This window comes from Streptomyces sp. NPDC001380 (assembly GCF_042895785.1).
Classification (GTDB): Bacteria; Actinomycetota; Actinomycetes; order Streptomycetales; family Streptomycetaceae; genus Peterkaempfera.
This window is the reverse complement of the sequence record NZ_JBIAWP010000036.1, coordinates 13,552-31,024: the sequence shown is the minus strand read 5'-3', so window position 1 is coordinate 31,024 and position 17,473 is coordinate 13,552. Positions and strand designations below refer to the sequence as shown.

The window sequence follows — 17,473 nt, the reverse complement described above, 5'->3', positions numbered from 1 at the left end:
TTCGCGCGGACCGCCTCGGCCTCGGCCTCCAGCTTGGCGGCCTTGGCCGACTGCTCCGCCCATCCGGCGGGGCGGATCTCGGTCACGGTCACGGAGTGCTCCTCATCGGAGTCGGGGCCGGGGCGCGGTCGGCGCCCCGGCCGGGGCGGCGGTCAGGAGGCGGCGGGCTCGTCGTCGTCGATCGGGGTCCACCCGGCCCAGCGGGTGACCGGGTCGACGGGCAGCGCGACCAGGTCGGCAAGCGACCAGTCGGTGAAGGGCAGCGACGCCTCGTAGAGGTGGGCGGCCCCGGCGCCGATGAGGACCGCGGCGGCCAGGAGGGGCCAGCCGGTGAGGCCGTAGCCCTGCAGCAGGTGCGCGGAGAGCAGGGCGGCAGCGACCATCACGGCGGGGTGGCTGTACTCGGCAGTGCGGTAGACGGCGGTGGCGAGCAGGTCGCGGCGGGTCATCGGTCGTCTCCGATCGGGTCGGTCGTGCTGGCGGGCGGGTCGATGCGGTCGAGCTCGGCGAGCAGTTCGTCGATGGCGTCGGTCATCTCGATGCCGGTGCGCAGCTCGTCGTCCAGCAGGGCGCGGATCTCCTCGCGGCGCTGGCGGCTCAGCCGGCGGGGCCCGGTCATCGGCCCAGCAGGGCGTCGGCGGCGCGGCGGCCGGGGGAGGAGGCGGCGGCGGCCTCGCGGGCCCGGCGGGCGGCCTCGGCCGCGGCGCGGGCTCGCTCGGCGGCCTCGCGGGCGGCAGCGGCGGCGCGGGAGGCGGCCTCGCGGGCGTCGGCGGTCACCGGGCACCCCCCGCCAGCAGCCGGGACGCACGGTCCCCCGCGAGGGCGGCGACCGCCCGCGGGGCGCCGGGCAGGGACCGCAGCAGCACCAGGGCTGCGACGGCGAGCAGGGCGGCCGGGGTGTGGTCGGCGGCCCAGCCCAGGACGGCGACGGCGCCGGCGGCGGCCCACGCCTTGACCGGGAGCTGCAGCGCGGCGGCGATCAGCAGCAGCGCCAGCACGAAGCGGGTCCCCCGGCTCATGCCGCCACCAGCTCTCGGACCGCAGCGGCGGCCAGGGCGACGGCCTCGGCGGAGGCGGCCGCCGGCACCCGGCGCTCCTGGCCGGGCTCGGCGAAGTCGACGAGGGCCTCGCGGCGGACCCGGGCGGAGCGGTAGTGGTCCGCGACCCGGTGCCGCGCCATCGAGGCCAGCAGGCCGGCCGGGCTCGCAACGGTGTTGCCACGGCGCAGGTACTGCAGCAGGTCCAGCCAGACGTCCTGCGCCAGGTCCTCCGCGAGGTGCTCGTCCGCGGGGCGCAGCGCGGCGGCCACCTGGCGCAGCACCCGGTCGGACAGTCGCAGGTAGAGCTGCGCGGCCAAGTCCTGCTGTTCGGGGCTCAGGGGGTGGGTAGCGTGGTGCATGGGTCGTGCTCCTCTCGATGGAACGGCCCTGGAGAGCCCCGGTGGTGACACACCGGGGCTCTCGCCTTTGGAGGGACCTCCAAAGGTGTTCTAGAACACGAAGCTAGTGGTGTTCTAGAATGAATGCAAGCAGCCGTGTAGAAGTAGTCGCGTTCTAGTACGCTCGGAGGCGACACAAGATCGAGAGGACGTCATGAGCCCGAAGATCGAGCGCCCCAGCGCGCCGTACATCCAGATCACGGACCACTTCCGACAGGAGATCCAGGAGGGGGCGCTGCGGGAGGGGGACAAGCTGCCGAGCGTGGCGGAGATCGCTCGGACATGGGGCGTCGCGCACGCGACTGCGGCCAAGGCAGTCGGTCAGCTGCAGGTCGAGGGCCTCATCCTCAGCTCCCCACGAGGGTCATTCGTCGCAGGCAAAGCAGCGAATGCCGCCTCCCCTGCCGACCGGATCATGCGGGCCCGCCGCACCGGCAGCATCGCCTCGCAGAACGAACACCACCGAGTGACCGCAGCCGAGATCGTGGCGCCGCCGGCCTACGTCGCAGAACTGCTCGACCTTGAAGACGGTGCGCAGGTCATCCGGCGCGAAGTGGTCACCATTGAAGACAAGGCCCTGCGTGCTTTGACGGTGACCTGGTATCCAGCCTCTCTGGCGGAGCAGGTGCCAGAACTGCTGCTGGCCGAGGGGGGGAGGGTCGGGGAGCTGCTGACGAAGGTCGAGGCAGCCATCGGAGAGGTCAGGCGAGGCCGGGACTTCTACCACGCGCGGGGTGCCGACTCACGGGAGGCAGGAGCTCTGGGATTGCCCGTGGGGTCGGCCATCCTGGCTGGTGCGTGGCTGGCATGGGCCGACGGCGAACGAGTCGTGGAGTACGGGGAGACGTGCCTCCCGCCCCGCGCGACCGTCAGCTATCCGTACGACATCTCGGCGGCAGAAGAGGTCTCGAAGTGATTGCGATCATCACGGAACTTGAGCTGCTCCATCAGAAGCTGAAGTCCGGCGAGTGGGTGCCGTCAGATGCGGAGCAGTCGGCTGCCCGGCAGATCTGCCGAGCTCCGGCGCTAAGCCACGAGTCTGTGCGTGACGCGCTGGAGTTCACGGGGCTCTCCAAGGGGCTGCTGTTCTCGGTGCTGGAACCGACCGCGACGGTCCTGGAGCTGCCAGCAGTCCACGAGGACGAGTCGAGACGCCGGCTGGAGCAGGGGATGTGGGCCCTGTTGACCCACATCAGAGGTCAGAGAGGCGCCACGCAGTAGACGATGGCCCCTCCGTCAGCGACTGATGTGGCAGTTGACGCTCAGGTGTTAACGCTTCGGGCCCGCGATCCGTCTATGAGGTAGGTCACGAAACCGAGCAGCTGAAACCCGTAACACTTCGGGGCTTCCCACCGTCCCCTTAGGTGCCAGAAATGCCCCCGCGCGGGGGAAGCCTCCGGCACCAGACGTGCCAGCATGAGTGAGCACCAGTGAGAAAGCTCAGAACTTGGGCTCTCCACCGAGAGGAGACAGACGTGTCTAAGGCGCGGTCGCTCTGCGCAGTGCAGCCAGCGCCAAGGTGGCTCGGCGTTGCCGAGTGGGCGGCCATGGCGAACGTCTCGCAGTCCACCGCCTACCGGCTGATCCCCGAAGGCCGCGGACCGGAGGCGCTGCGCTCCAGGTGGCGTATCCGCATCCGCATGGAGACCGCTCTCGTTCGGGAGCAAGCACACCTCATCGGAGCCGAGATGCCAGCCACCACATGACCCCATAAAACGCCGAAGGCCGACCTGCTGCGAACAGGACGGCCGAGGCGATCAACCTTGATGAGTTGCTCCCCGAGAGGGACAACCACCGAAGAGTGGATCCAAACAGCGCGTTTCCCCCGCGCCTGGTTCCAAGGTACCCCGCTCGGCCCCTTCGTATGAAGGCCGGGAGGATACCGCGACCCGGCACAGCGCCGGTTCCACTCAGGTGGCTGACACTCGGGCGCGCAACTCCTGACCACACCAGGAGATCCGCGTGACCGCACGCATCAGCGCTATCCCCCGCCTTGGCGCAGCTGCCCCGCACGGCAACGACGGTTGCTCAATCGGCCAGGCATGGGTGGACGCCCGGCACGCCGCCGGCGGTAGCGCCCCCGCCACTGTCGTGACCGACTTCACAGAGCAGATCTGCGACCACCTCCGCCATGGAGCCGATCCGGTACATCTCTGGACGGTCACTTGTCAGATGGTCATGGAGGAACCGACCTGGCAGGACATGGTCCAGGTCGTGGCGCTCTTCTCCACGCCTAAGCCCCCAGCCACTCTGTTCCGCCCCTCCTGGGGACACACCTGTCACTGCACCTCGGCTCAGGCTACGAGGGACGCTGCATGAGCACTGAGCCGAACGAGAAGCCCGCGCTCCTCCGTCAGAGGGACTCTGCAACCATCCAGCCGGTCCAGGAGTTGGACCCCGAAATCAGCGTCTACCGGCACATGGTCTATGGCTCTGGGCTCACCGACCCGCTCGACTTCTTGATCCTGATCCACCTGCTGTTCATGACGAAAGACGGCGAGATCATCACCGTCGCCAAGCTCATCGCGAGACTGCAGAGTGAGGGAATTCGTAACGGCAACGGCAAGGGCAAGGGCTTGGTCGGCCGAGACGCCGTGTATGCCTCCATCAAGCGTCTGATGGCGGCTGGGTTCCTGTCTCGCCTGGAGCAGGAGAGCGACGGCGGCAGCTTCAAGGCAGTCGGCTACACGTTCCGAAAGTTCCCAGCGGCAAACCCAGCATGGACTCCGGAGCCAGACCCGTACCGGCCGGAGAGGGAAAGCGAGAAGCCGCAGGTCAGGGCGCGTGCGGTGACAACGCATGCAGTACCAGCGAGTAACCGCGTTTCCGCAGCTCAGGACGCGTGCGGTGACAACGGACACGCTGACAACGGACACGCTCACACCGCACGCGGCAAAAGGCGCGTTTCCGCAGCTCAGCACGCATGCGGTGACAACGCATACGGAAGCGTCTCCCCCCCACACCCCCCGGAGGAGGGAGGAACTCCCTCCTCCCCCAACCCCCACACGACAGGAGGGGTGGGCGGGTACACCCCGGAGCAGCTGGACGAGGCCGTCCAGTTCCTGATGCGACTCCCCGGAAAGTGGGGCCTGGGGCTGCGCCGGGCGAAGAACCTCGCGTCCGTGCTGCTGGCGAACGCCGCCGAAACAGGGTGGGACCTCGATGGGTCCCTGCGGATGTGGCTGTGCCGGCACGAGGAGAGCAAGCCCCTGCCGACCAACTACGCGGCGACGCTGGAGTACCGGATCAAGGATCTGCAGCTGCGATCGGTGGCAATGGCCACCGAGGACGACAACCCCCAGCAGGCTCAGAAGCCATCACCTGCCGGCCGGGTCCCGGCGTGGTGCGGCGAGTGCAACCACGGCGAGCAGCCTCGCACGCTCCTGGAGAGGACCGTCGACGTCCCCGGTGACGACGACGCGGCCGCCCCGTGCCCCCGCTGCCACCCCGCTGCGCTCGCGAAGGCCCGCAGCACGTCCTGAGACAGCCGCGGCGGCCGGGAGCCCCTAGGAAGGCCCGGCCGCCGCTCGAACCCTGTGGAGGTTCACCGTGAGTATCCCCCCGCAGTCCCTCGACCGCGCCATCGACGACACGTTCGCCGAGCGGCACGACCAGCGGCCGACCGGCCAGTCCACCCTGGACCGGGTCCCGCCGCACGACCTGGTCGCCGAGCGGGGCGCCCTTGGCGGCATGATGCTGTCGAAGGACGCCATCGGCGACGTCATCGAGACCGGCCTCAAGCCCGGCGACTACTACCGCCCGGCGCACAGCCTGATCCATGCCGCGATCCTCGACCTGTACACCCGGGGCGAGCCGGTGGACGCCATCACCGTCACCGGTGAGCTCACCCGCCGCGGCGAGATCGGCCAGATCGGAGGGCCCGACTACATCCACCAGTGCGTGCGCGCCAGCGAGTTCGCGGCCAGCGCCGCCAGCTACGCCGAGATCGTCCGGGAGCGGGCCGTGTTCCGGCGCCTGGGTGAGACCGGGGTGCGGATCGCGAACATGGGTTTCGCCGGTGTCGGCGACGCCAGCGAGGTCGTCGATACCGCGCAGTCGGAGCTGTTCGGGGTCCTCCAGGAGCGGGCCGGCGAGGAGGTCCTCCCGCTGGGCGCGACCGCACTGAGCCTCGCGGACCGCATCGAGGAGCGGAAGAACCGCAAGGGCGGACTGCGTGGCCTGCCGACGGGCTTCAAGGACCTGGACAGCCTCACCAACGGCCTGATGGGCGGCCAGTTCGTCATCATCGCGGCGCGGCCCGCGATGGGCAAGTCCACCATCGCCGTCGACATGGCCCGGAACTGCGCCATCAAGCACAAGATCCCTACGGCCCTGTTCTCCCTGGAGATGGGCCGCCAGGAGATCGAGGAGCGGATCATGTCGGCGCAGGCCCGCATCCCGCACCACCACATCAAGTCCGGCGAGATGACCGAGGACGACTGGGCGCGCTTCGCTCGCGTCTTCCCCGACTACTCCGCGGCGCCGCTATACATCGACGACAGCGAGCACCTGACCGTGATGGACATCTCCGCGAAGGCACGGCGCCTCAAGCAGCAGAAGGACCTGGGTCTGGTCATCATCGACTACATCCAGCTCATGAAGTCCGGCGGCCGGCAGGCCGAGTCGCGGCAGCAGGAGGTCTCCGACATCTCTCGCAGCCTGAAGCTGCTGGCGAAGCAGCTCAACGTGCCGGTGATCGGCCTGTCGCAGCTCAACCGCGGTCCGGAGCAGCGCACCGACAAGAGGCCCGTGGTCTCCGACCTGCGCGAGTCCGGCGCCCTGGAGCAGGACGCCGACATCGTCGTCCTGCTGCACCGCGAGGACGCCTACGAGAAGGATTCGCCACGCGCCGGTGAGGCCGACCTGATCGTGGCCAAGCACCGCGGGGGCGCCACCGCCACCATCACCGTCGCGTTCCAGGGGCACTACAGCCGCTTCGTCGACATGGCCAACTGACCGAGAAGACGACAACGACCTGCCTCCCTCGGCTTGGCGCCCGTACCGGCAGCTGACCAGTAGGACGGCGTTCACCGGCCAGGAGCGCAGTACGCCAGGCCGGTGAACGCTGTCCTCCTGCCGCAACAGAGCCCGCCGGACCTCTCGGGCCGCGCGGATCCGGCGTGCTCCCGCCGTGCGGGCAGCGGGGGCGGCTCGCAGACGCGGCAATGGCCTGTGCGCTCCAGGGCAAGGCCGGCTGCCCCGGCCGTCGGGCCCCGGTGGATGTGCTGTACTGCGGCTTCCGTGCCCATCGAGTCGAACGCCCCGTCACAGCAGTGCCACATGCCGCGTGCCCGTCCCGCCCCGCCCGCATGCCGCTGCCACGCTCCCCCTGTACCGACCCGCACCACCGGCCTTGGGGGAACCCGTGCTCATGCTCACCCGTCCCGCCCGCGCGCTCCGCACCGCCGGAACCGGCCTCGCCGCCGCCTGCCTCCTCCTTGCCCCCATCACCGCGACGGCCGCGTACGCGGCCCCGGCCCGCGCCGCGGCGGCGCACTGCGCCCACCACACCACCGGCACCTGCGCCGCCAACCGGCCCCACCCCCGCGGTGCCACCGCCCAGTGCAAGGACGGCACGTACTCCTACTCCGCACACTTCCGCGGCACGTGCTCGCACCACCGCGGGGTGCGCTACTGGTACCGGTAGGCCCAGCCCCTGGGTGTCGAAGGACCCTGCCCGCTGCGGTTCCGGCGGGCTAAGGTCCTGGAAGCCCGGCGGCCCGGTGCCTGCACACCGCGCGGCCGCCGGGCCCGCACCCGCCCCGCGCGAGGCCCTACGCGGCCCGGAGAGGGCCGTCCGAGTGGCCCCGCGTCAAATCCGCCGCGACGGACCGCGAACGCCCGGCAGCGTGGCACGCAGCCCGGTCGGCGGCCTCACCCGCGGTCCGCCGGCCGGGCCACTCCGCACAGAACGGCCCCGGCCGTTTCCCCGCGTGCCGAGGAGGCCGACCGGGGCCGGCGCCAGGCACGCCCTTCCCCTCGCCGCTCACCGGACCGGGACGGTGTACCTGCACTCGGGAGGGCACGCGGTGCCGTCCCGCAAACTCCGTGCTCCACCGGGCCTGGCTCCCCGCCCGGCCGGTGCGGCGGGAGAGTGGTCCCTCCGCGCCGCCTGGCAGCTGCGCCGGCGGGCGGCCGCTTCCCTGGCGCTCCCGGCGATGTCGTCCGGCCCGCCGCAGCCGCCACTGGTGTTCCGGGACCGCCGCACCAGCAGCCCCGGCCCGTCGGCCGCGGCCCAGCAGCTAGTGAATCGATAACAGGCCCTTGGGGATCCGCTCGGCGACCCGCTCCCGCGGGGAACGGTAGGCGATCGGGCAGATCAGACCGCCCTGTGCGCGCGTGCGAGCGAGGCCGGAAACTGTCTCACAGTGAGACAGTTTCCGACCCGGCCGGGCGCTGCCGGTCAGTCCTTGCGGCCCGGCAGGAACGCGTTCAGCGCCAGCGCGCCGAGCTTCGTGCGGTCCGGCAGGAACACCTCCGCCACCAAGCGGTCGAACACCTCCAGCTGCGGCCCGCTCAGCTTCACCTGCACCTGGACCGGCCCGCCGCCGCGGTACCGCACCTGGGCCGTCGTCGACGGAAACAGCCCGCTGCCGGCAGGCGCGACCTCCGCCCGCGACACCGTCTCCTGCAGGTCGTTCTTCACCGCCGCCTCCAGCGCCTCCAGCAGCACCGTGGTGTTGGTCCGCCCGCGCTCCGCCCTCCGGTAGCGGTCCAACCGGTCGGCAACGTTCTGCGAGACGTACACCACCACCCGGGTCATCCCGCCCTGCGCCCGCCGCGCGGGCGCCTTCACCGGCGGCCCCGCGGCCGCGGCGGGCGGGACCGCGGCGGCCGCCGGGGCCGCGGCCGGTGCAGCCGCGGGCCGCGGCCGGCGCAGCAGGCTCCCCGTCCCGGCCGCCCGCTGCTGTCCCAGCCCGAACAGCTCCGCCGTGTCGCCCTGCGGCTCCTGCCCCAGCCCGCTCACTGCCCGTCCCCTTCCAGCTCGGCCATCCGCCCGAACATCTCCCGCGTCAGCGCCGCCATGTCCTCGGCCACGCTCGCCGACGTCGCGGTCACCACCTGGTCCCGCGATGCCTCACCGGTCCGCAGCTTCCAGAACGCCGGGTTGGCGGCCGCCGCCTGCTCCAGCTCGTGCACCAGCAGGCCCCGGCTGCGCGACTGCCGGGCCACGGCCTCCGAGTGCCGCACCACGGCCTCGAACATCGGCGCCCCCGCTCCCAGGACCTCCTCGACGTCGTGCCGCACCTCGCGCCGGATCGCCCGCGAGGAGGAGCCCGACGCGAACAGCGCCACCCCGAGCAGCTCCAGCCCGGGGTTCACCTTCTTCCGCACCAGCGCGAACTGCCGCGCGATGCCGCCCAGGCCGTCGTGGATCGACGCCCGGTCCGACCGGACCGGCACCACCAGCCACCGCGCGGCCGCCAGCGCCAGCTGCTGCAGCGGCGGGTTCTCCGGCGGCGAGTCGATGACGACCAGGTCGTAGTCGCCGGCCACCTGCTGCAGCGACACCGCGAGCATCAAAGCCTGCCGCTCGGCCTGGAACTGGTACCGGTTCGACAGCAGCGCCGGCAGGTGCCCCACGCTGGTCCCGCCCACGCACATGTCCAGCTCCGGCCGCACCGACCGCACCGGCGCCAGCGGCCTCCCGTCGGCGATCGCCTCCGCCAGCGCCCTACCGTCGTCGTCCGCCTGCCCGCCGCGGATCCCCAGGTCCAGACCGAGGTTCCCCTGCCCGTTGAGGTCGACCGCCAGCACCCGGGCGCCGTCGGCCGCGGCCAGGCCGGCCACGTTGGCCGCGAGCGTCGTCTTCCCCACGCCACCCTTGCCGTTGGCCACCGCGATCACCCGGCCCAGGCTCGCCCGGTCGACCACCGGGATGTCCTCGTCGTCGGACAGCATGCTGCTCCTCTCATGGGTGCGCGGGCGTGCCGCTCCACCGGGACTCCCGTGGAGCCGCCCACCGGCCCGTCTACGGGCGGACATGTTGCCATGCCCACCGGCACGCCCGTGGGCAACCCCCTGGGTGAGTCCACGGGCGCGCCGGTGGTACAGCACGTCGATATACCAGTGGAAATGCCCACCGGCGTGACTACAGAGTGACCCGTGGTAACAACCGTGGATAAACCCGTGGTCAACTGCACTGTCAAGACAGTGGGCTAGCCCACTGGCAATCATGTTGACTTCTTTATTGACTCCTGCGTGTGTCAAAGCTGCCTTCCCGCAGCTCAGCGGGCCGCAGTGCGCAAGAATTTTGCCCCTGCTGGCGCGTAAGTTCGTCAACCGGTGCGGCGTCCAGCCTGGCTACTCGGACGCGCGGAGCAGCTCACCCCTTCCTGCATCGCTTGCAGGCTGATCTGCGGCCCTCTTCTCAGCAATTGGCTCGGTGATGTCCAGACCGAATGATGCGGTCGGATGCGGCCTTGGCCTCACCTCAAGCGGCATCGGCCGCAGCGAACTGTCACATGACAGCAGTATCGCCACCGGCGCCCGCAGATCACGGTGGACGGGCTTGGTGCTGGCCGTGGCGGTGATGACCGCACCTGGCCGACCGCACACTCGGCAAATGGAGGCGAGGGGCCGCCGACATGCCCCCGTCCCTCGATCGACACAGCTCACCGGCCGGGCTGTCGGTCCACCGACGGCCCCCCTCGGCCAATGGCAGGAGTCAGGACTGCCCTCCCCCGTGCCCGCCCGCCGGCGAGGGTGTACTCCGGCTGGTATCAGGAGAGGACCGGCCCGAACCCGGGAGCACCGGGGTGAGGACTCCAGTGGCTAGACCCTTGTGGTAGATCTGGCGAATGCCCCGAGAGACTCAGCCCGACGATATGCAGGAGCTGCTGCGCCGCCTCGTTGACCGCGGCCGCATCCGCAGCGAGGCCACCATCCAAGCGGACGTGCGGCAGCTGCTCCTCGGCGGCGGACTCAACCTCTCCGACCATGAGCTGAATGTCGAGCTGGAGACCCAGGTCGGGGACCGGCGCCGTATCGATGTCGAGGTCGGCTTCACCGTCATCGAGGTGAAGAAGGACCTGCGCAGCGTTGCGGTGGTCAAGGCCGCCGAGAACCAGCTCAAGGGTTATGTGGCTGCTCGCAGCGAGCAGACGGGGCAGCACTATGTCGGCATTCTCACCGACGGTGCGGACTGGCGGGCTTATCACCTGCAGGGCGACACCCTGGTCCAGGCCACCCAGTTCCAGCTGAAGGGGACCCGCCCGGACGGGACGGGTCTGCTGCTATGGCTGGAGGGCGTCCTCTCCACCAGCCAGGGCGTCCGGCCGACCCCGGCGGAGATCACGCGGCGGCTGGGCGCGGACAGCGCCTCGTACGCGATGGACCGCACCGTCCTCGCAGGCCTCTACGCCAAGTACGGCCACCTGCCGACGGTGCAGCTCAAGCGGCAGCTGTGGGCCCGGCTGCTCCGCAGCGCCCTGGGCACCCAGTTCCAGGACAACGACGAGCTGTTCATCGAGCACACCCTGCTGGTCAACAGTGCCGAGATCATCGCGCATCTGGTGCTCGGCGAGCCAGCTGCGGAGATGCAGCCGGCCTCCCTGGTCCTCGGCCAGCGCTTCGCGCAGGCGCAGATCTACGGCGTCGTCGAGGCGGACTTCTTCGACTGGGTTATCGAGGTCCAGGGCGGAGACGCCTTCATCCGCGCCCTGGCCCGGCGCCTGGCCCGGTTCGACTGGTCCCAGGTCGAGCACGACGTCCTCAAGGTCCTCTACGAGTCGGTCATCGCCTCGGAGACCCGCAAGAGCCTGGGCGAGTACTACACCCCGGACTGGCTGGCTGAGCAGGTCGTTGCTACCGCGGTCACCAAACCGCTGGACCAGCGAGTTCTGGACCCGTCCTGCGGGTCGGGCACCTTCCTTTTCCACGCAGCCCGCCGCTACCTGGACGCCGCCCACACCGCCGGTATCCCGCTGCGGCAGGCGCTGGTCGGGCTCACCGAGCATGTGGCGGGCATCGACCTCCACCCGGTAGCCGTCTCCCTGGCCCGGGTCACCTACCTGCTCGCCATAGGGCGACAGCGGCTGCTCTCCGAGGAGCGCGGCCCGATCCGGGTCCCGGTCTATCTCGGCGACAGCGTGCAGTGGCAGCAGCGGATGGACCTGCTCGACCACGATCACCTGGTCATCCGCACCGGCAGCGGCGACTCCCTGTTCGAGGACGAACTGCGTTTCCCCGACCACCTACTCCAAGACGCCGGCCGCTTCGACCAGCTTGTCGAGGAGCTCGCCGACCTCGCCACCCGCCCCCGCACCGCTGGCAGCGTGCCCTCGCTGGCCCCGCTGTTCAACCGTCTCGCCATCGCCGAGGCAGACCGGCCGGAGGTCACCACCAACTTCCGTGTGCTGTGCCGTCTGGTCGACGAGGGCCGCGACCACATCTGGAGCTACTACATCCGCAACCTGGCCCGGCCGATGTGGCTTGCCCGCATGGAGAACCGCGTCGACGTCCTAGTGGGCAACCCGCCGTGGCTGTCCTACCGGCACATGTCACGCGACATGCAGGACACCTTCAAGGAGATGTCCGAGAGCCGAGGTCTGTGGCACGGCATGGAGGTCGCCACTCACCAGGACCTCTCCGGCCTGTTCATCGCCCGTGCCGTCCAGCAGTACCTCGCCGACGGCGGCTCCCTCGCCTTCGTGGTCCCCAATGCGGTCCTGGACCGCGCCTACTTCGAGGGCTTCCGCACCGGCCGCTACCGCGAGGAGAGCGAGCCTGTCGAGGTGGCCTTCACCGGTTCGTGGGACCTGCGCCGGCTGCGCCCGCACTTCTTCCCCCGCGGCGCGGCGGTCATCTTTGGGGGGCGCACCCACGTCGGAGGCGCCCGCGCACTGCCCCGGGAGACCGAACGCTGGGCCGGCAAGCTTCCTCGCGGCGCCCACACCTGGGAAAGCGTGGCCGCGCACCTGACCCGCCAGCCGGCCACCCTCACTCTCGTTGGAGCCGATCTGATCGATTCCCCGTACAAGTCCCGGTTCGAGAACGGCGCAACGATTTACCCGCGGAACCTCTTCTTCATCCGGCAGCAGCAGGCCGGGCCGCTTGGCCTGGGAGGCGGACGTACTGCGGTGCGCTCTGAGCGCAGCAGCACTGAGAAGAAGCCCTGGAAGAACCTCCCCGACCTCGACGGGGTGGTTGAGAAGGAGTTCGTCCGGCCTGTTCTGCTCGGCGAGAGCATCCTGCCCTACCGAGTCCTGCCTCCACGCAAGGCCGTACTGCCCCTTGAGGGCACCACCCTGCTGCACGGCGAGCACCCCAACCTCGACCGTTACCCCGACCTCGCCCAGTGGTGGCGAGGGGCTGAGCAGCAGTGGCTCACCCACCGCAGCACCGATCGTCTCACCCTGGTTGAGCAACTCGATTTCCGGCGCAAGCTCACCGCCCAGCTCCCCGGTACCTCCCTGCGCGTGGTGTACGGAAAGGCTGGCATGCACGTCGCCGCCGCGCTCGTCGATGCCCCGAACGCAGTGATCGACCACAAGCTGTACTGGGGCACTGTCACCACTCGGGAGGAAGGGATGTACCTGTGCGCCATCCTCAACACCCCCGTGCTCACCGAGCTAGTCCGCCCTCTCATGTCGTACAGCAAGGACGAACGGGACATCGACAAGCACCTGTGGAAGCTGCCCATCCCGCAGTACGACGCCAGTGCCCCGAAGCACCGCCGGCTCGCCGAACTCGGTGCGGCCGAAGCCGACCGGATCGCGGCCCTCAAGATTGACGAGAGCGGCAACTTCGTCCGCTTGCGCCAGCTCGTACGGGAGGCTCTCGCAGCCTCTCCTCATGCTGAGGAGCTGGACACCCTCGTCGGCGAACTTCTCGATCAGTAGCCATCGCGTAGGAGTGCGGCCAGCCTGTGGCTCTCATCCGCAAGCCTGGCTCTGGTTGGTTCCTGAGACCGCGTGCGCTGCCCTCGTCTACGGTGTGTGACGCATCGCACCAGACATCTCCTTATCAGCCATGCGGCCATCCCTGGCAGCTGCAGAGTTTCGACTGCGTAGCGCTCACACGCGCGGTGAAGGCGTTCGGGACGATGCCTGCCGGGCCCGCGACGTCGTCGTAGGAAGCGCCATGTACCTGTGCCCCCACTGTGCTCAACCGGCCGACCGAACAAACCGGGGTGACGTGGCGCCCCACCCGCTGACCTCGCAAACCCAGCTTCAGTGCAAAGGGGCAGGTCAACGTCCCATCTGGGATCCCGAGGCGCGCAGACAGGCCACCGACTCCGCCAAGCAGCGGTCCGGCGCAGAACCGGACCTCGCAGCCCCCGACTGGATGCCCCAATGGCAGAAGCGGCACCTGGCCTCCATCGCCCTCCCAGCCAAGGAAGCGGTGCGTATCTGGCTACCCCACACCAGCTCCTTGGGGCACATCGCGTTGATCGACGCCATGCTGACCACTGCGACCCGCCCAATCTGGGATCCGAAGCGCGGGTGTTGGACAGCCCCAAGGGGCCACTTCCTACCGCTTGTCGGCAAGCTCCTGAGGCGCCATCGGCATCTGCTGCTCGGCCGTGAGTACAACCCGGGTGAGAGGTGCAATGCCAGCTGCAAGAACGCCCGAGGGCCGTACTGCACCTGCTCGTGCCTGGCGAAGTATCACGGCCACGGACGCTGGATGAAGGACTTCACCACGGTCGACGAGTTCGGTAGCAGCTACGAGCACAAGTCATGGCACTGGCTGGTTGCCACCTCACTCCAGTGACGGCCGGTCTCGGTCTGATCGGATGCCGTGAGGCGGGGACCGCCGTAATCACCGCTAGACATGCTGCTGGCCGCTGCCGGATCTAGGAGTTGGTGCTGCCGTAGCCGGGAGTAAGCCGCGCGCGGACGTGCTTGACAGCCGGTAGGGCGCCGCGACCTCGTTGTGCCGCGTGAGCTTGCGCCGCTACACCGGCACCAGCAGCCCGTCCCCCGTCTCCACGACGTCGGCCAGGTCCAGGGCGACCAGCTCGGAGACGCGGGCGGCGCAGGCGTAGCCGAGCAGCACCAGCGCTCCCTCCCGGCCGCCGTCCCGGGCGGTGCGGTCCAGCGGCGCGAGCATCGCGCACAGCGCCGTCGGCAGGGCGCGGATGGGCGGCCGGGTCCTTGGCCAGGGCGAGGCGCTCGCGGTGGCCAGCCAGCACCTTCCGTGTGCCCTTGGTTGGGGGCGGTAGGTCGGCAGTGCACCCGTCGTCGGTCGCCGGCCACTCATCCCACCCGAGTTCCAGCGCAGGCTTACAGACCCATCCCCGGACATGGTCAGTCCGGGACCGCCTCGGTGGATTCGGCTCGACGAACGTGGGCAGGTGCGGGCCTCCAGGCCCGGTGACGTCGGAAGCGTGTCGCTGCGTGGCGGGAATTTATGGATTTTTCGGAAGTTTCTTCCTTTATCGGTGCGAGTGATGCCCGGTCTGTGTTGTGCATTTCATTGCGGCGTGACTTAATAATTCACAAGTGATCATGTGACGCGCGTCACATGATCATGTTACTTCTTGCGCGCACTGTCTTACTCTTGGTTAGCTTCCATTCGCACGGAACACGCACCACGCACAATCCATCAATCGGATAAAGCAGGAAGGCGCGTTAATCCATGAGGATACTCAGCCGGGCATTCGTCGTTGCCGCCGCGGGTGCGGCCCTGACCGCGAGCGCTCTCGCAGCGCCGGCCAGTGCCACCGTCGGTCAGGCGTCGGCGAGCGGCGTCGAGGTCGTGCGCACGGCCGGAAGCGCGACGGGCGACGCGGCCCCCGCGTTCCTCGGCCACCCCAAGGCGTGGGGCATGGTCACGCTCAAGATCAACTCCAGCTCCAAGACCGCCACCTCGAACACCGTCACCCCGAGCACCGTGGTGAACACCGGCGGTGGCACGTGGAGCTACGGTACGGTCGCGGACGGCATCTACAAGGGCTGCTACTCCGACTACATCCACAACACGAAGTACCACTCGGCGACGGCCGTCATCGCCAACAGCACCGACAAGACCTACGCCAACGCGGGATACTGGGCTGACGCTTACGCGGTCGCCGGCTGGGCCTACACCTGCAACGCCTACTGGTCGACCTACTAACCACAGTAATTCCCCGTAATGCGAATCCCGGCCGCTCGCCACCCCCGGCGAGCGGCCGGGATTCGCATGTTCGCCGGTCCGCTGAAAAGGAATTCCCCCGTGTTCTCTCTCCGATCCCCCGCCGTGGCCTCCGCGGCAGCGATGGCGGCCGGCGCGCTGCTCGGCATCCTCGCCCCGCTGCTCTCCGCCACCCCCGGCCCGCCGGCGCACGTGGCGAGCCTGGTCCTGTCGGCCGGGTGGGCGTGGGCCGCGCTCGCCTTCGCCGTCGGCCTCACGCAGACGTCGCGGGTGGCCTCGGCCCTGCTGGCCTGCGCCGCCCTGGTCGTGGCCGTGATCGCCTACTACGTCACGAAGGCGGCCTGCGGGGACTTCCAGACCCTCGACCCCCGCAATCCCGTCCTCGGAGCGGTGCACACCGACTGGTCGGCCGTGGTGTCGAAGTCGCTCGTGTGGTCCGTCATCGCCGTGGTGCTCGGCTCCCTGCTGGGCCTCGCCGGGAATCTCGCCCGGGAAGGGGGTCTGCTCGGGCTCCTGCTGCGCCTGGTGGTGCCGGTGATCGCGGTCGTCGACACCTCGCAGCGGCTGCGCTTCGACGCGCCGCTGCAGGGGCATGTGGCAGCGGCGACGTGGACCGTGGTGCGGTGCGCGGCGGTGGTGACCGCGCTCGTCCTCATCGGGCGCACGCTGCTCGCTCGGCGGGCGCAGTCGCGTACGACGTGATCCCGCTCGGCCGGATGGCGCGCAGGCCCCTTCCCTGGTGCTGCCGCCCGGTCAGAGGCCGGCGACCGGGTTGCGCTCCCAGCGGTCGCCGTCCTCGAGGTAGCCGAGCAGGGCCTTGCTGCCGTCGGCCCAGCCGCCGTGGCGGCCGATGCGCTCCAGGTCGTGCCCGGCGCGGCGGGCGGCGGTGGCGAAGCCGCGGCGCATGCTGTGCCCGGTCCACCGTCCCTCCAGGTGGGCGGCGGCGGCGCGGCGGGTGACGACGTCGGCGGCGGCCTGGGCGGTCATCCGCCCGGCGGGGTCGCCGATGGTGCGGCCGCGGCGGGTGAGCGGCGGGGCCAGGCGGCCGTGCCGGTCGACGCGGACGAACAGCGGCCCGGTGGTGCGGCCGGCGGCGGCGAGGGCGGCGACCAGGGCGCGGGCGGCGCGCACCGGGCAGGTGGCGGGGTTGGCGCCGTAGGGCACCGCGACCTCGTCGTGCCGCCTGAGTTTGCGCCGGTACACCGACACCAGCAGCCCGTCCTCGGTCTCCACGACGTCGGCCAGGTCCAGGGCGACCAGTTCGGAGACGCGGGCGGCGCAGGCGTAGCCGAGCAGCAGCAGCGCCGCGTCCCGGGCGCCGTCCAGGGTGGTGCGGTCCAGGGGGGCGAGCATCTCCCGCAGCGCGGACGGCAGCGCGGGGGCGGCCCGGCGGGGCCTCGCGGCCGGGTCCTTGGCCAGCGCCAGGCGCTCGCGGTAGCCGGCCAGCACCTTGCGGGCGCCCTTGCTCTGCGGCGCGGGTGCGTCCGCGGCCTGGTGGGCGGTGCGGATCGCGGCCAGGGCCCGCTCGATGCTGCCGGGGGCCAGCGGGCGGCCGGTGCGCGCGCTGGGGGCCGTGGTCAGGTGCGCGGTGTACTCGGTGAGGGTCTCCGCGGTGGCCGGCAGCGCCGTGCGGCCGTGGGCGGCGCACCAGGCGGTGAACGCGGCCAGGTCGGCGGCGTAGGCCCGGCGGGTGGAGGCCGGGACGCCGTCCTCGACCGCGCGGCGCGCGGCGGGGGACAGTCGGCGGTCGGCGGCGGCCCCCGCGGCGAGGTGCCGGCCCCCGGGGGGTGCCGCCTCGGCGTCCCGGCGGGCCGGGGCGTCGCCGAGGGCGTCGCCGAGGGCGTCGGCCAGGCCGTCCAGCACCTCGACCTCGGCGCGGTGCTCCGGACTGGTGACGGGCAGCGGCGTGACGCGGTCGGCCATCGTGGTCCCCCCGACTCCGGTTCCTGGCTGGTG

At 70.6% G+C, this 17,473-nt stretch carries 17 protein-coding genes; 8 read left to right on the top strand and 9 right to left on the bottom strand.

All coding sequences use genetic code 11. The annotated features are described in order from the left end of the window. Positions 1-152 precede the first annotated feature (152 nt). From ACFY07_RS27220 to ACFY07_RS27200, 5 genes are read right to left on the bottom strand one after another with little or no spacing between them, the layout of a single operon-like run. A complete protein-coding gene (locus ACFY07_RS27220) occupies positions 153-449 on the bottom strand; it encodes a hypothetical protein (RefSeq protein ID WP_390872199.1) in 297 nt (98 codons plus the stop codon). Then, positions 446-619: a hypothetical protein gene (locus tag ACFY07_RS27215; protein ID WP_390872198.1), complete on the bottom strand. Its 174-nt coding sequence runs from the start codon at positions 617-619 to the stop codon at positions 446-448. Before ACFY07_RS27215 ends, ACFY07_RS27220 begins: the two co-directional genes overlap by 4 nt. Next, positions 616-777, bottom strand: coding sequence for a hypothetical protein (locus ACFY07_RS27210; RefSeq protein ID WP_390872197.1), 162 nt, complete (start codon positions 775-777; stop codon positions 616-618). Before ACFY07_RS27210 ends, ACFY07_RS27215 begins: the two co-directional genes overlap by 4 nt. Next, complete coding sequence (locus ACFY07_RS27205; protein WP_390872196.1) at positions 774-1,019, bottom strand: hypothetical protein; 246 nt, start codon at positions 1,017-1,019, stop codon at positions 774-776. Before ACFY07_RS27205 ends, ACFY07_RS27210 begins: the two co-directional genes overlap by 4 nt. After that, positions 1,016-1,399 (bottom strand): RNA polymerase sigma factor, encoded by a 384-nt coding sequence (locus tag ACFY07_RS27200; protein WP_390872195.1) that lies wholly within the window; start codon positions 1,397-1,399, stop codon positions 1,016-1,018. Before ACFY07_RS27200 ends, ACFY07_RS27205 begins: the two co-directional genes overlap by 4 nt. A 193-nt stretch (positions 1,400-1,592) precedes the next feature. Between ACFY07_RS27200 and ACFY07_RS27195 the strand changes: the two genes are divergently transcribed. The 5 genes from ACFY07_RS27195 to ACFY07_RS27175 all read left to right on the top strand — a co-directional run bounded on the left by ACFY07_RS27195 (position 1,593) and on the right by ACFY07_RS27175 (position 7,085). Next, a complete protein-coding gene (locus ACFY07_RS27195) occupies positions 1,593-2,354 on the top strand; it encodes a GntR family transcriptional regulator (RefSeq protein ID WP_390872194.1) in 762 nt (253 codons plus the stop codon). After that, positions 2,351-2,659, top strand: coding sequence for a hypothetical protein (locus ACFY07_RS27190; protein WP_390872193.1), 309 nt, complete (start codon positions 2,351-2,353; stop codon positions 2,657-2,659). Before ACFY07_RS27195 ends, ACFY07_RS27190 begins: the two co-directional genes overlap by 4 nt. Positions 2,660-3,753: 1,094 nt before the next feature. Beyond that, positions 3,754-4,920 carry a hypothetical protein gene (locus ACFY07_RS27185; protein ID WP_390872192.1) on the top strand — a complete coding sequence of 389 codons (1,167 nt, stop codon included), beginning with the start codon at positions 3,754-3,756 and terminating at the stop codon, positions 4,918-4,920. 67 nt (positions 4,921-4,987) lie between these two features. Next, positions 4,988-6,394 (top strand): replicative DNA helicase, encoded by a 1,407-nt coding sequence (gene dnaB / locus ACFY07_RS27180; RefSeq protein WP_390872191.1) that lies wholly within the window; start codon positions 4,988-4,990, stop codon positions 6,392-6,394. 415 nt (positions 6,395-6,809) lie between these two features. Further along, positions 6,810-7,085: a DUF3761 domain-containing protein gene (locus ACFY07_RS27175; protein WP_390872190.1), complete on the top strand. Its 276-nt coding sequence runs from the start codon at positions 6,810-6,812 to the stop codon at positions 7,083-7,085. A 756-nt stretch (positions 7,086-7,841) separates the two neighbouring features. On the opposite strand, the gene ACFY07_RS27170 is transcribed toward ACFY07_RS27175, so the two are convergent. Both ACFY07_RS27170 and ACFY07_RS27165 read right to left on the bottom strand, forming a co-directional pair. Continuing rightward, entirely contained in the window at positions 7,842-8,405 is a 564-nt protein-coding gene (locus tag ACFY07_RS27170; RefSeq protein ID WP_390872189.1) for a hypothetical protein, read from the bottom strand. Then, positions 8,402-9,340, bottom strand: coding sequence for a ParA family protein (locus tag ACFY07_RS27165; protein WP_390872188.1), 939 nt, complete (start codon positions 9,338-9,340; stop codon positions 8,402-8,404). The genes ACFY07_RS27170 and ACFY07_RS27165 overlap by 4 nt, the downstream gene beginning before the upstream one ends. 926 nt (positions 9,341-10,266) lie before the next feature. Here ACFY07_RS27165 and ACFY07_RS27160 point away from each other — a divergent pair. Continuing rightward, a complete protein-coding gene (locus ACFY07_RS27160) occupies positions 10,267-13,281 on the top strand; it encodes an N-6 DNA methylase (RefSeq protein WP_390872187.1) in 3,015 nt (1,004 codons plus the stop codon). Between the two features lie 1,057 nt (positions 13,282-14,338). Here the strand turns inward: ACFY07_RS27160 and ACFY07_RS27155 are convergent. Then, complete coding sequence (locus tag ACFY07_RS27155) at positions 14,339-14,494, bottom strand: hypothetical protein (RefSeq protein WP_390872186.1); 156 nt, start codon at positions 14,492-14,494, stop codon at positions 14,339-14,341. A 648-nt stretch (positions 14,495-15,142) separates the two neighbouring features. On the opposite strand from ACFY07_RS27155, the gene ACFY07_RS27150 reads away from it, so the two are divergent. Beyond that, on the top strand, positions 15,143-15,499 hold the full coding sequence (locus tag ACFY07_RS27150) for a lactococcin 972 family bacteriocin (protein ID WP_390872185.1): 357 nt from the start codon (positions 15,143-15,145) through the stop codon (positions 15,497-15,499). Between the two features lie 99 nt (positions 15,500-15,598). Next, positions 15,599-16,219: a DUF6518 family protein gene (locus ACFY07_RS27145; protein ID WP_390872184.1), complete on the top strand. Its 621-nt coding sequence runs from the start codon at positions 15,599-15,601 to the stop codon at positions 16,217-16,219. A gap of 51 nt (positions 16,220-16,270) precedes the next feature. On the opposite strand, the gene ACFY07_RS27140 is transcribed toward ACFY07_RS27145, so the two are convergent. Beyond that, positions 16,271-17,440, bottom strand: coding sequence for a tyrosine-type recombinase/integrase (locus ACFY07_RS27140; protein WP_390872183.1), 1,170 nt, complete (start codon positions 17,438-17,440; stop codon positions 16,271-16,273). Positions 17,441-17,473: the final 33 nt, after the last annotated feature.